This is a genomic window from Streptomyces sp. B8-7, assembly GCF_058833805.1.
Window position 1 is genome coordinate 1,012,655 of record NZ_JBYRRL010000001.1, and the last position, 12,650, is coordinate 1,025,304.

Sequence of the window (12,650 nt, forward strand, 5' to 3'; positions counted from 1 at the left end):
GTTGGGTGCCTCTCCCCTAGAGGGAGCCGGGCAGCGCGGGACGACCCCGGGCGGCTCGGCTCCGTAGACCTCGACGGTGCCGTGCGGCGGCGGGCGGCCGGCGCACACGAGCCGTTCATCATCCGTGCAGGGCGTTCCGGCTCGCAGAGGCGGTCTGCTCACGGTTGCGGGTCAGCGCCGGATTCGCACCGGCTTCCCCCTGCACGGACGTGATGACGACGCCGACACTGTACCGGCCCCCGTGACGGCGTCCACGGGGGTACCGGGCGGGGCCGCCCGTCACCGGGCGAGGTAGGACACCGGGTCGCTGCCCGCGACCGGCTCCGCGCGGCCCCGCCGGACCAGGTGGCGCAGGTGTGCCTCGGCCTCCGAGACGGCGATCGAGCGGGAGGTGGGGGGCAGCCGCGCCCAGGGCCGGTTCCAGTCCATGCGCTCGGCGAGTTGCCACGGCGTGCGGGGCTCGGTGAGCAGCGCGAGCAGCCCGGTCAGGCGGGCCTCGTGATGGGCGAGCAGCTCCCGCACGCGGGCGGCCGCCCCGGTGAAGGGATGCTGATGGGCCGGGAGGACCTCGGCGGGGGCGAGGGAGGAGAGCCGGGCCAGGGAGCCGAGGTAGTCGCCGAGGGGGTCGGTGGCGGCGTCGCCTGCCGGTGTGCCGCCGCCGGGGTCCTGGTACAGGCCGATGTGCGGGGAGATCCCGGGCAGCAGGTGGTCGCCGGAGAACAGGCGGCCGCGGCCGGTGAGCCGGGCCGGATGCCGCTCCTCCAGGTGCAGGCAGACGTGACCGGGGGTGTGGCCCGGCGTCCAGAGGGCGCGGAGCCTGCGGCCGGGCAGCGGGAGCAGGCCGCCGGGGGCGATGCCGCGGTCGGGGAGCGCGGGGGAGAGGCCGGGGGCCGGACCGCGGGCGGTGCGCAGCGGGGCCACATGCGCGTCCGGGGCGCCGGCCGCGGTGAGCCTGGCCGCCAGGTGGGCGTACCACTGCTCGGGGCGGCCGGCGCGGGCGCGGCGCACCACCGCCGCGTCGGCCGCGTGCATGGCCACCCACGCGCCGGAGGCCTCGCGGACACGGCCGGACAGGCCGTGGTGGTCGGGGTGGTGGTGGGTGACGACGACGCCGTGCACGTCGGCCACGGACGTGCCGCACGCGCGGAGCCCCTCGGTGAGCGCGTCCCAGGACGCGGGGTCGTCCCAGCCGGTGTCGAGCAGGACGGGGCCGCGGTCGGTGTCCAGGACGTACACCAGCGTGTGCCCCAGCGGATTGTCGGGGATCGGCACCTCGATCCCCCGCACGCCGCCGCCGTGGTCGAACGTCCTCCCCATCCGGCACCCCCGCCGTGGTCGACCGCCGTTGCCGTCCGTGCCGTGTGCCGCACCGCACTGCACCGTGCCGTGTGCCGCACCGCACCCACCGCACCCGCACCGTGCCGTCCGTGCCGTGCCGTGCCGTGCCGTGCCGTGCCGTGCCGTCCGTGCCGTGTGGCGCACTGCACCGCACCGCACCCACCGCACCGTGCCGTGTGGCGCACCGGGCCGGTGCCGTGCCGCCGCAGCCCGGCGTGCCCGCCCACTATAGCCAGAACTGACGCCACGTCAGGCCGGAGGCGGTGCCGGGGCGGCGGGCGCGGTGCCGGTGTGCCGCCGGGACGGGCCGGGTCCGGGTGTCCGCGCGCCCCCGTCGGCGCCTTCGGTGAATTCTGGCATCTTGGTCGAAAAGTGATGAATCGCGGCAGACAGGGGCGATGTGATGGGGCTGCAGGAACGTCGAATCGTCAGGGCGGGCCGTCGGGCCGGACGCCCGCCCGGCCCCGCGCGCACCGCCGGGGCCGCCCTGGCCGTCGTCGTGCTGCTCTCCGGATGCGGCGTGCTGAAGCCGTACACGCCACCGAGGCCGGTGACGGACGATCCCGTCACCTTCTACGTGAGCCCCGACGGCGACGACGACCACGACGGCCTGTCGCCGAAGACCGCCTGGCGCACGCTGAAGCACGCGGACGAGGTGCGGTTCCAGCCGGGTGACCGGCTGCGCCTGCACGGCGGGCGGCGCCTGGTGGGCGAGCTGGCCATCGGGCCCGAGGAGGCCGGCAGCGCCCGCAAGCCCGTCGTGATCGACTCGTACGGCACCGGAAGAGCCACGATCGCCACGCGCGGGACGGCGGGCATCGCCGTGCACAACACCGGCGGGGTGGAGATCCGGAACCTGGCGATCACCGGGGACGCCGCCTCCCGCCGCAGCGAGGACGGCATCCGGTTCTTCAACGACCTCAAGGGCAGGAAGAAGAAGCGCCTGGCGCACGTGCGGATCTCCGGCGTCGACGTCTCCCGGTTCCGGAACGGCATCAGCATCGCCGCCGCCGCGGGCTCCCTCGGGTTCCGCGACGTCGACGTCACCGACTCCGCGACCCACCACAACCAGAACGCCGGCCTCGTCACCGTCGGGCCGCGCTTCGACGCCGCCCGCCCCGACTACGCCCACCAGGGCCTCACGGTCACCGACGTACGGGCGTACGCGAACTCCGGCGATCCCCGCGAGCACGACCGCAACACCGGCAGCGGGATCGTGCTGGGCAGCCTCAAGGGGGCCGTCGTCCAGCGCTCGGCCGCCTACGACAACGGGGCGAAGTCCTCCGCCCGCGCCCTGGAGGGCCCCGAGGGGATCTGGACGTACGACTCGACCCGGGTGACCATCCAGAACAACACCGCCTACCGCAACCGCACCGGGTCGCAGGTCGACGGCGGCGGCTTCGGGCTCGACAACAACGTGTCCGACTCCGTCGTCCAGTACAACCTGTCCTACGGCAACGACGGACCCGGCTTCCTGGTGTACTCCGGCGAGCCGACCGGCGCGCACCGGGACAACGTGATCCGCTTCAACTACAGCTGGAACGACGCCCGCAAACTGTCCGTCTACGGCGGCATCGTCGCCTACGGGACCCACCTGCGGAACCTGGACATCTACAACAACACCGTGCTCCAGCGGTCCCCCGGCGGCTCCGAGCGGCCTCCCGCCCTGCGGCTGCGGCAGGGCATCAGCTACGTGACCGTCCGCAACAACATCCTGGTCACCGACGGCGCCGCGGTGGTGGACTCCGACACCCCGTTCACCCAGGACAAGGTGCGGTTCCAGGGCAACGACTACTACAGCACGGGCCGCTGGAACCTGGTCTGGGGCCAGGCGCCCTTCGCCGGGCTGGCCGAATGGCGTGCGGCCGCCGGGCAGGAGCTGCACGGCGACACCCCGACCGGCACGACCGCCGACCCCTGTCTCGTCGACGCGGCCGCCCCCTTCACCGACCGGGCGGCGGCCGTGAACCTCGTCGCGACCTGCGCGGGCTCGCAGACGGGGGCCGTGCCGCTGGGCGCCGTCGGCGTCGACCCGGGCCCCGTCGACTACTTCGGCGCGCGGCTGGGTGCCAGGCCGCTGGTGGGCGCCGCCGCCCCGCCGCGCCCGGCGCACTGATCCGCGTCCGGCCCCGACGGCCGGCCGAGCACCCGGACGGTCCAGCCGGCCGACCGCCACAGGCCGGCGTCGAGGTGGTTGCGGGCGTCCAGCAGCCGGCGCGTGCGCACCACCCGTGCGACCTTGTCCGGGTCGAGCTCCCGGTAGTCGCTCCACTCGGTCAGGTGCAGCACCACGTCCGCGCCCGCGCACGCCGCGGCCGGCTCGCTCTCGTAACGCAGCTCGGGGCGGGCCAGCCGGGCGTTGTGGAGGCCCTCCGGGTCGTGCACCCGGACCTCCGCGCCCTCGGCGTGCACGGCCGCGGCCACGGCGAGCGCCGGCGAGTCCCGTACGTCGTCGCTGCCCGGCTTGAAGGTGGCGCCCAGCACGGCGATCCGCCGCCCGTGGAAGGACCCGCCGGCCATCTCGCGGGCGATGTCCGCCGTACGGCGCCGCTGGCGCAGGTTGATGGCGTCGACCTGGTCGAGGAGGCCCACCGCGTCCCCGACGCCGAGTTCCCGGGCGCGGGCGGCGAACGCCCGGATGTCCTTGGGCAGGCAGCCGCCGCCGAAGCCGAGCCCCGCCCGCAGGAAGCGGCGTCCGATGCGGGAGTCGTGGCCGAGCGCGTCGGCCAGGGTCACCACGTCGGCTCCCGCCGCGTCGCAGACCTCCGCCATCGCGTTGATGAACGAGATCTTCGTGGCGAGGAAGGAGTTGGCCGCGACCTTGACCAGTTCGGCGGTGGCCGGGTCGGTGCTCAGGTACGGGACCCCGGCCGTCAGCATCGGGGCGTACACCTGGCGCAGCACCCGGTCCGCGCGCTCCGAGGCGGTGCCCACGACGATCCGGTCGGGCCGCAGGGTGTCCTCCACCGCGAAGCCCTCCCGCAGGAACTCGGGGTTCCAGGCGATCTCGGCGTCCCGCTGCGGTGCGAGGGCGCGCAGCCGGTCCGCGAGCCGCGCGGTCGTCCCCACCGGCACCGTCGACTTGCCCACGACCAGGCCGGGTCCCGTCGGGCCGGCGGCGAGGCCGTCGACCGCGGCGTCGACGTACCGCAGGTCCGCGGCGCCGGAGCCGTCCTGCTGCGGGGTGCCCACACAGACGAAGTGCACCTCGCCGAACCGGGCCGCCTCGGCGAGCCGGCTGCTGAACCGCAGCCGCTTCGAGGCCAGGGCGCGCGCGAGCACCTCGTCGAGGCCCGGTTCGAAGAAGGGCGGCCGGCCCTCGGCGAGGGCTCTGATCTTCTCCGCGTCCACGTCGACGCCGAGCACCTCGTGCCCGATGTCCGCCATGCAGGCGGCGTGCACGGCACCGAGGTAGCCCGTTCCGATGACGGTCATGCGCATGTGAGGTTCTCCTGTCGTGCGGTGCCGGGGTGATGCGAGGCGTCCGGAGGTCCCGCGGAACGGCGGTCCCGCGGTCCCGCGGTCCCGCGGTCCCGCGGTCCGCCGGACCGGAGTTCGGGAGTTCGGGAGTCCCGGAGTCCGGGAGTTCGGGAGTCCCGGAGTTCCGGAGTCCGGGCGTCCTCGGTGGCGGGGCGGGCGGCGGCCCCTCCCGCGGGGTCAGCGCGGGGCGTAGCCGGAGGGGTTGAGCTGCTGGAAGCGCCAGGCGTCCGCACACATCGCCGCGAGGTCCCGCCGGGCCCGCCAGCCCCAGGCGGCGGCCACCGCACCGGGGTCCGCGACCAGTTCGGCGACGTCCCCCGGCCGCCGTCCGGTCACCTCGTACGGGATCGGGCGGCCGCAGGCCCGCTCGAACGCGCGGACCAGGTCGAGGACCGACGACCCCACGCCGGTACCGAGGTTGAGCACGCGCATCCCGGGCGCGTCGTCGAGGTGCTCCAGCGCGCAGCGGTGGCCCTCGGCCACGTCCATCACATGGAGGTAGTCGCGGATGCCGGTGCCGTCCGGCGTCGGGTAGTCGTCGCCGAAGACGCTGAGCCGCTCGCGGCGGCCCACGGCGACCTGCGCCAGGTACGGCATGAGGTTGTCCGGGACGCCCCGGGGGTCCTCGCCGAGCAGACCGCCGGGATGGGCGCCGGCGGGGTTGAAGTACCGCAGGGCCAGCACGCGGAACTCCGGCAGGCGCCGGCACACGTCCGCCAGCACCTGCTCGCAGAGCAGTTTCGTCGCGGCGTACGGGTTGGCCGGCGCGACCGGATCGCCCTCCGCCAGGGGCACCCGGGTGGCGTCGCCGTAGACCGAGCAGGACGAGGAGAACACCAGCCGGTGCACGCCGTGCGCCCGCATGGCGGACAGCAGGGCGGTCGTCCCGCCGACGTTGATGTCGTAGTAGGCCACCGGGATCTCGACGGACTCGCCCACCGCCTTCTTCGCCGCGAAGTGGACCACCGCGTCGACGGGGTGTGCCGCGAACACGGCGTCCAGGGCCCGCCGGTCCCGCAGATCGGCGCGGTAGGCGGCGGCGACCGGCCGGCCGGCGACCTTCGCCACCCGCTCCAGTGCCTCGGGGGCGCTGTTGGAGTGGTCGTCCACGACGACCACCTCGTAGCCGTTCTCCAGCAGGTCGACACAGGTGTGACTGCCGATGAAACCGGCACCGCCGGTGACCAGAACCGTTGTGGGGGGCATGGGGATTCCTTCGCGGGAGAGCCGGATGCGGGGAGGGAACAGGGAGGGGGAGCCGGGGGAGCCGGGGGCGCCGGGAGGGCCGCGGCCCCGGGCGCCGGAAGGAGGGGAGGGGCGGCGGGCCGGGCGGCGGCGGCGCGGCGGCCGGTCACCAGCCGAACAGGCCGGAGGCGTAGACGGGGAACAGGGAGACGGCCACGGCCAGCGGCAGCAGCGCGAGCAGTCCCGTCAGGAGCGGCAGCCGGGCCGTCGCCAGGGCCCGGAACCGGGACACCCGGGCGGTGCGGGCCATCGCGCCCACGTGCAGCAGGGTCACGGCCAGGGTCACCAGGGCGTACGACAGCGAGCCCAGGATGCACAGGAACACGTATCCCGCGGCGGGCCCGGTGAGTTCGCCGATCACGGCGCAGCAGGACAGGGTGACCGTGATGGCCAGGTAGGGCGCCACCAGCCGCAGCGGCAGCCGCTGCAGGCCGTCCGCGGACTTGGGCGTCACCTTGAACACCACCGGCCGGGGGCGCAGCTTCTGCAGCACCGCCGCGCCCACGCCCCAGGCGACGAACGGCCAGCGCGACAGGCTGAACAGCCAGCTCTCCCAGCTCAGTACGGGCGCCTGCGCCGGGCGCAGCAGGCCGCGGCGGCGGATCAGCACCAGCAGCAGCATCATGCAGACGGACAGCGCCCAGTAGTGCGCGAGGAAGGACAGGTAGTTCACGTTCATCCACGGCAGACCGGTGACCGCGGCGATGGGCGGCAGGGCGATCCCGGCGACCGTGCTCACGGCGAGCAGCGGGTAGTACGACAGCGCGAACGCGAAGCGCAGCCGCAGCGCGCCGGGCATCCGGCCCAGGTGGCGCGGCAGCAGCCCGAGCAGCATCACGGCGAGGCTGCGGGACCACTGGAACTCCTGGGTGGCCATCGCCGCGAAGGTGCTGGGGCCCTCGCCGTGCGCCTCGGCGTCGATGGCGAACGCGCCGTGCCAGCCGGCCGAGTTCATGAGGAAGGTGGTGGAGAAGTCCTCGGCCAGCTCGGGTCCGATCCCGCCGATGTCGCGCAGCGCCTCGGTGCGCACCGCGTAGTGCGAGCCGATGCACATCGGCGCGAGGCCGGCGCTGTGGCCCAGTTGCACCGCCCCGTGGAAGACGGCCTCGCGGTACAGCCGGCCGCGGACGGACCAGGACACCTCGGCGTTGGAGTCGCACACGCTGGGGGCCGCCACGTAGCCGATGGCCGGGTCGGAGAACGGGCGCACCACCGCGGTGAGGTAGCCGCGGGCGGGCACGTGGTCGCAGTCGAGCTGGGCGACGACGTCGTAGCGCTCGTAGCCGCAGTGGTCGTAGAAGAAGGCGAGGTTGCCCTCCTTGCAGCGGGTGCGGCGGGGCCAGGTCGCGCGGTGGTAGTCCGGCCGGTCCCGGCGGCAGGTGACGCCGACGCCCCGGTCGGCGCACCAGCGCAGGATCTCGTCGCCGGGGTCCTCGTCGCACAGCCACACGTCGTAGCCGTACGGGAAGTCCTGGGCGAGCATCGCCTCCAGGGTGGCGCGCGCGACGGCCCAGGGTTCCGAGGGGGCCCGGGTGACCACGAACGCGGTGCGCAGCCGGGGCACGGGGACGCGTGGGTCGAAGCGGCGCATGCGGACGACCGCGAGGAAGAAGTACAGCGGGAGCAGCACCAGATACAGCAGCAGTGCGCTGTTGACGGTCAGGCCCACCCAGCCGACCCGGTGCTCGGGCCGCAGCCACCAGACCCAGAACCAGACCAGTGCGGCCGTCCAGGCGAGCGTCAGGAGGGCGATCTTCAGCCGGTCGCCCCGGCGGAGCCGGAAGACGAAGCTGTCGGGGCGGGTGTGCAGGGCACGGCGCGGACGGGCGAAGACCGGTCCGTCGGGCGGGATGTCGGCGACACTGCCGCGGGAGAGCTCACGGATCTGGTCCTTGGGCGGGTCCTCGGGCCGGGGCCTGCCGGGAGTGAGCAGGCCGGTCCCGGCGCCGTGGGCGGCGAGGTCGGGCTCCGTCGGGGACATGGGGCGCGCTCCGGGGAGTCGGGGGCGCCGCGACGTCCGCACGGCCGCCCGGTCGGGAGGCAGCCGGCGGCCCGGCCGCGGGATGCCGGGCCGGGTGCCGCCGGAGGAGGAGCAGGGGTGGGGGAGGGGCGGGGGTGGGGCGGGGCCGGCGGCTGTCGCCCCGGCGGTTCTCAGAACGGTGCTGCGGCCGGTGCTGAGGCGGGCGCGGGAGCGTCCGACCGGGGCTCCGGCGTCAGCTCGCCGCGGGCCTCGCAGAGTGTGGCGGCCGGGCCGGGGCCGCGGAGGGCGGGCACGGGGGTGCTCGGGGCGCCCGGGAGCCGGGTGCTCCCGTCCGGCGGCGGGGCGCCCTGGTCCTGTCCGCCGCGGAGCGCGGCGGCCGCGGCGGACAGTTCGGTGCGGCGGCCGTCGAACCAGTCGACGGTCCTGCGCAGCCCCTCTTCCAGGCCCACCTCGGGCGCCCATCCCAGCGCGTCGCGCGCCCGGGTGATCACCGGACGGCGGCGGCAGGGGTCGTCGACCGGCAGCGGGTGGTACTCGACGGGCGAGGACGAGCCGGTCAGCGCGAGGACCGCCGCGGCCAGTTCCGCGACGGTCTGCTCCCGCGGGTTGCCGAGGTTGAAGGGCCCGGGTTCGCGGGAGTCGATCAGTGCGAGGAGCCCGCGGACCAGGTCGTCGACGTAGCAGAAACTGCGCGTCTGCCTTCCGTCGCCGTAGACGGTCAGCGGCTCGCCCAGCAGGGCCTGGGTGAGGAAACTCGACACGACGCGGCCGTCGTGCGGGCGCATCCGCGGTCCGTAGGTGTTGAAGATGCGGGCGATTCCCACATCGACGCCGTGGGTGCGGTGATAGGCCATGGAGAGTGCTTCGGCGAAACGTTTTGCCTCGTCATAGACGCTGCGTGGGCCGACCGGGTTCACATGGCCCCAGTAATCCTCGGTCTGAGGGTGGACCGCGGGATCGCCGTAGACCTCGCTCGTCGAGGCCAGCACGAAGCGGGCGCCCTTCTGCCGGGCCAGCCGCAGCGCGTTCTCCGTGCCCCGGCTGCCGACGGCGAGGGTCTGCAGCGGCCGGCGCAGATAGTCGGGGGGCGAGGCGGGGCTTGCCAGGTGGGCGACGGCGTCGACCGGGCCGGGGACCTCGGCGGTGACGCTCACGTCGGTCCGCGAGAAGGTGAAGGCGGGGTCGGACAGCAGGTGCTCGGTGTTTCTGGGATCGCCGGTCGAGCAGTCGTCCAGGCATACCACGTGATCTCCGCGTCTCAGCAGAGCCTCACAGAGATGCGAGCCCAGGAATCCACTGCCACCGGTCACGACAACGCGCATGCATTTCTCCGGGTAACTCCGGTAACTCCGGGTAACGAGGTCGGGAGAGCCGCGCGCCTCCCTTTCCGTGCAGGCGGGGCCTGAAGTGAGAGGGATGAGACCAGCTCTCGGGAAAACACGATGACCGTACGAAGGGATCGTACGAAGGGATATCCGACAATCCGTGTCCGACATTCCTCAACCGTTCCTCAGCTCCACCGTTTGGCCGAGAGGTCCCGCGCCCGGGCGCCCGGTGTGTGCGCGGACCGGAACCGCGCCCGGCCGGGCCTGCGAGGCACCCCCGGCGTGGCCCTCGGGGTGCCCGTGGGGCCCGGGCCTGCGAGGCGCCTCCGGCCGGGCCTTCCCGGGGCCGGTTGGCGGGGCGCCGGGAAGGCCCGGCCGGAGGCGGTGCCCGCGTGGCGGGGCGGAGGGCCGGCCAGGGGCGGGGCCGCCGTCCGGGAGGTGCGACCCCCGGCCGGTGGCACCTCCCGGACGGCGGATCCCTGGCGCCGTGCGGCCGGACCTGGTATCAGAGCAACAGAGCTGATACATCGTCAGATCGGGTGATCCGGGGAGGCGTTCGGCCGTGTCGGAGCTCATGGAGCGGGAACAGCTGTTCATCGGCGGGGAGTGGACCGACCCGCTCGGCCCGGACGTCATCGAGGTGGTGTCGCCGCACACCGAACGGCTCGTGGGACGGGTGCCGCACGCCTGTGGCCGGGACGTGGACCGGGCGGTCGCGGCGGCCCGGCGGGCGTTCGACGAGGGGCCCTGGCCGCGGCTGCCGCTCCGGGAACGGATCGAGGTCGTCGCCCGTGTCAAGGACGGCATCGCCGCCCGGCACGAGGAGATCGCGCGCGTCATCTCCGCGCAGAACGGCTCGCCGCTGTCCTGGAGCGTCCTGGCGCAGGCGCTCGGCGCGGTCATGGTGTGGGACGCGGCGATCAGGGTCGCCCGCGACGTCCCCTGCGAGGAGCGGCGGGCCGGCGTCCTCGGGCCCCTCCTGGTGCGGCGTGAGCCGGTCGGGGTGGTCGCCGCGGTGGTCCCCTGGAACGTCCCCCAGTTCGTCGCCGCCGCCAAGCTCGCCCCCGCCCTGCTCACCGGCTGCACGGCGGTCCTCAAGCCCTCGCCGGAGACACCGCTGGACGCCTGTCTGCTCGGGGAGATCGCCCGGGACGCCGGACTGCCGGAGGGCGTGCTGTCGATCCTGCCCGCCGACCGGGAGGTGAGCGAGTACCTGGTCGGGCACCCCGGGGTGGACAAGGTCTCCTTCACCGGGTCGGTCGCGGCGGGCCGGCGTGTCATGGAGGTCGCCGCGCGGAACCTGACCCGGGTGACCCTGGAGCTCGGCGGGAAGTCCGCCGCGGTCGTCCTGCCCGACGCGGACGTCGACACGGCCGTGGCCGGCATCGTCCCCGCCGCCTGGATGAACAACGGGCAGGCGTGCGTGGCCCAGACCCGCATCCTGCTGCCCCGCTCCCGCTACGACGACTTCGCCGAGGCCTTCGCCGCCGCCGCGGGCGCCCTCACCGTCGGCGACCCGCTCGACCCGGCGACCGAGGTCGGCCCGCTCGTCGCCCGCCGCCAGCAGCGCAGGAGCCTGGACTACATCCGCCTCGGGCAGGAGGAGGGCGCCAAGATCCTCACCGGCGGCGGACGCCCTCCGGGCCTGGAGCGCGGCTGGTACGTGGAGCCCACCCTCTTCGGAGACGTCACCCCCGCCATGCGCATCGCCCGCGAGGAGATCTTCGGCCCCGTGATCTGCCTGATCCCCTACACCGACGAGGCCGACGCCGTGCGCATCGCCAACGACTCGGAGTACGGGCTCAGCGGCAGCGTGTGGACCGCGGACACCGGGCACGGCATCGACATCGCCCGCCGGGTCCGCACCGGCACCTACTCCGTCAACACCTTCAGCCTCGACATGCTCGGCCCCTTCGGCGGCTACAAGAACAGCGGCCTCGGGCGCGAGTTCGGCCCCGAGGGCTACGGCGCCTACCTGGAGCACAAGACCATCCACCTCCCGGCGGGGGCGTGAGCCGTGGGCGACCGCTGGCACATCGAGGTCGACCGCGCCCTGTGCATCGGCTCGGCGGGCTGCGTCCACCGCGCGGCCGGGGCCTTCCGGCTGGACACCGCCCGCCAGTCACGCCCCCTCGCCCCCGACACCGACGCCGACGAACAGGTTCTGGCGGCCGCCGAGAACTGCCCCGTGGAGGCGATCACCCTCACCCTGGCCGACACCGGCGAGGCCGTGTTCCCGCCCGAGGAGTGAGGGCCGCGGCCGGCGCCCCTCCCGGCCTCCGCCCGGAAGGGACGCGGCCCTCAGCCGTCCGGCTCCGCGGTCGTGACGTCGATCAACCGGCACACCGTCTCGATGTCGACGCGGACCTGCGCGATGGAGGCACGTCCGGACAGCCAGGTGATCAGCGCCGAGTGCCAGGTGTGCTCGATGACCCGGACCGCGGAGAGCTGGGCGGGCGTCGGGGACTCCAGGCCCGTCGCGTCCAGGATGATCGCCGTCGTCTGCCGGGACACCTGGTCCACCTCGGGCGAGACGCTGCGGTCCGCGAAGGTCAGGGCGCGGACCATCGCGTCCGCCAGGTGCGGCTCGCGCTGGAGCGCGCGGAAGGCCCGCATCAGCGTCTGGGCGACCCGCTCCGCCGCCGTCTCGCCGGTCGGCGGCTTCTTGCGCAGCGTGGAGTGCAGATGCTCCAGCTGGTCCTGCATGGTGGCCACCAGCAGGTGCACCTTCGAGGGGAAGTAGCGGTACAGCGTGCCCAGCGCCACCTGCGAGGACTCCGCCACCTCCCGCATCTGTACCGCGTCGAAGCCGCCCTGCCCGGCCAGCTGCGCGCTGGCGTGCAGGATGCGCCGCCGGCGCGCCTGCTGCCGCTCGGTCAGCGGCGCCGACGCCGCTCGTGGGTCACCGGCCTCCGACGCGGCCGGCTTGGTTTCCGCAGGCATGGATCCCGTTCCGTGACAGTCGGTGAGAAGGAAGGAGGGGGGAGAGGGGGGAGAGGGGGGAGGGGAGGGGGAGAGGGGTGAGGGGGGAAGGGGCGAGACGGGTGGGGCGGGGTGAGGCGGGCGGAGGTGGGTGGAGACGGGGGCGGGAAGGGATGGGAAGGGATGGGAAGGGATGGGGCCGGGGCGGGGGACGGGGGGCGAGGAGGGGCGAGGAGGCCGGAAGGGCCGAGGGGGGAAGCCGAGGGGGGAAGCCGAGGGGGGAAGGGGTGCGCGGACCGAGCATGCCAGGCTTCGGCCTGCCGTGGCGTGAATCACCTGATCCACTTCTTCCGCCGGGG

General features: G+C 74.6%; 9 protein-coding genes and 1 riboswitch. Of the genes, 3 read left to right on the top strand and 6 right to left on the bottom strand.

Annotated elements, in window-relative coordinates; genetic code table 11:
- Positions 1-131: 131 nt before the first annotated feature.
- A riboswitch (cobalamin riboswitch) is annotated at positions 132-246 on the bottom strand.
- A gap of 33 nt (positions 247-279) precedes the next feature.
- Complete coding sequence (locus AC5K6T_RS04240) at positions 280-1,317, bottom strand: Strvi_7410 family MBL fold metallo-hydrolase (protein WP_493205744.1); 1,038 nt, start codon at positions 1,315-1,317, stop codon at positions 280-282.
- 424 nt (positions 1,318-1,741) lie between these two features.
- On the opposite strand from AC5K6T_RS04240, the gene AC5K6T_RS04245 reads away from it, so the two are divergent.
- Entirely contained in the window at positions 1,742-3,454 is a 1,713-nt protein-coding gene (locus tag AC5K6T_RS04245) for a right-handed parallel beta-helix repeat-containing protein (protein ID WP_493205746.1), read from the top strand.
- Here AC5K6T_RS04245 and AC5K6T_RS04250 read toward each other — a convergent pair.
- The 4 genes from AC5K6T_RS04250 to AC5K6T_RS04265 all read right to left on the bottom strand — a co-directional run bounded on the left by AC5K6T_RS04250 (position 3,385) and on the right by AC5K6T_RS04265 (position 9,366).
- Positions 3,385-4,779, bottom strand: coding sequence for a UDP-glucose dehydrogenase family protein (locus AC5K6T_RS04250; RefSeq protein ID WP_493205748.1), 1,395 nt, complete (start codon positions 4,777-4,779; stop codon positions 3,385-3,387). The genes AC5K6T_RS04245 and AC5K6T_RS04250 overlap by 70 nt on opposite strands.
- A 216-nt stretch (positions 4,780-4,995) precedes the next feature.
- Entirely contained in the window at positions 4,996-6,024 is a 1,029-nt protein-coding gene (gene galE, locus AC5K6T_RS04255; RefSeq protein ID WP_493205750.1) for a UDP-glucose 4-epimerase GalE, read from the bottom strand.
- Positions 6,025-6,169: 145 nt separating this feature from the next.
- Complete coding sequence (locus tag AC5K6T_RS04260) at positions 6,170-8,044, bottom strand: glycosyltransferase family 2 protein (RefSeq protein ID WP_493205752.1); 1,875 nt, start codon at positions 8,042-8,044, stop codon at positions 6,170-6,172.
- Positions 8,045-8,214: 170 nt separating this feature from the next.
- Complete coding sequence (locus tag AC5K6T_RS04265) at positions 8,215-9,366, bottom strand: UDP-glucuronic acid decarboxylase family protein (protein ID WP_493205754.1); 1,152 nt, start codon at positions 9,364-9,366, stop codon at positions 8,215-8,217.
- Between the two features lie 565 nt (positions 9,367-9,931).
- On the opposite strand from AC5K6T_RS04265, the gene AC5K6T_RS04270 reads away from it, so the two are divergent.
- Together AC5K6T_RS04270 and AC5K6T_RS04275 are read left to right on the top strand one after the other, a co-directional pair.
- Positions 9,932-11,383 carry an aldehyde dehydrogenase gene (locus tag AC5K6T_RS04270; protein ID WP_493205756.1) on the top strand — a complete coding sequence of 484 codons (1,452 nt, stop codon included), beginning with the start codon at positions 9,932-9,934 and terminating at the stop codon, positions 11,381-11,383.
- A 3-nt stretch (positions 11,384-11,386) separates the two neighbouring features.
- Positions 11,387-11,620: a ferredoxin gene (locus AC5K6T_RS04275; RefSeq protein WP_493205758.1), complete on the top strand. Its 234-nt coding sequence runs from the start codon at positions 11,387-11,389 to the stop codon at positions 11,618-11,620.
- A gap of 50 nt (positions 11,621-11,670) precedes the next feature.
- On the opposite strand, the gene AC5K6T_RS04280 is transcribed toward AC5K6T_RS04275, so the two are convergent.
- On the bottom strand, positions 11,671-12,312 hold the full coding sequence (locus AC5K6T_RS04280) for a TetR family transcriptional regulator (RefSeq protein WP_493205760.1): 642 nt from the start codon (positions 12,310-12,312) through the stop codon (positions 11,671-11,673).
- Between the last annotated feature and the right edge of the window lie 338 nt (positions 12,313-12,650).

Coding starts and splice junctions, on each gene's coding strand:
- AC5K6T_RS04280 (WP_493205760.1), bottom strand. CDS start 12,312: ATGCCTGCGGAAACCAAGCCGGCCGCGTCGGAGGCCGGTGACCCACGA.
- AC5K6T_RS04245 (WP_493205746.1), top strand. CDS start 1,742: ATGGGGCTGCAGGAACGTCGAATCGTCAGGGCGGGCCGTCGGGCCGGA.
- AC5K6T_RS04265 (WP_493205754.1), bottom strand. CDS start 9,366: ATGCGCGTTGTCGTGACCGGTGGCAGTGGATTCCTGGGCTCGCATCTC.
- AC5K6T_RS04250 (WP_493205748.1), bottom strand. CDS start 4,779: ATGCGCATGACCGTCATCGGAACGGGCTACCTCGGTGCCGTGCACGCC.
- AC5K6T_RS04260 (WP_493205752.1), bottom strand. CDS start 8,044: ATGTCCCCGACGGAGCCCGACCTCGCCGCCCACGGCGCCGGGACCGGC.
- AC5K6T_RS04240 (WP_493205744.1), bottom strand. CDS start 1,317: ATGGGGAGGACGTTCGACCACGGCGGCGGCGTGCGGGGGATCGAGGTG.
- galE (WP_493205750.1), bottom strand. CDS start 6,024: ATGCCCCCCACAACGGTTCTGGTCACCGGCGGTGCCGGTTTCATCGGC.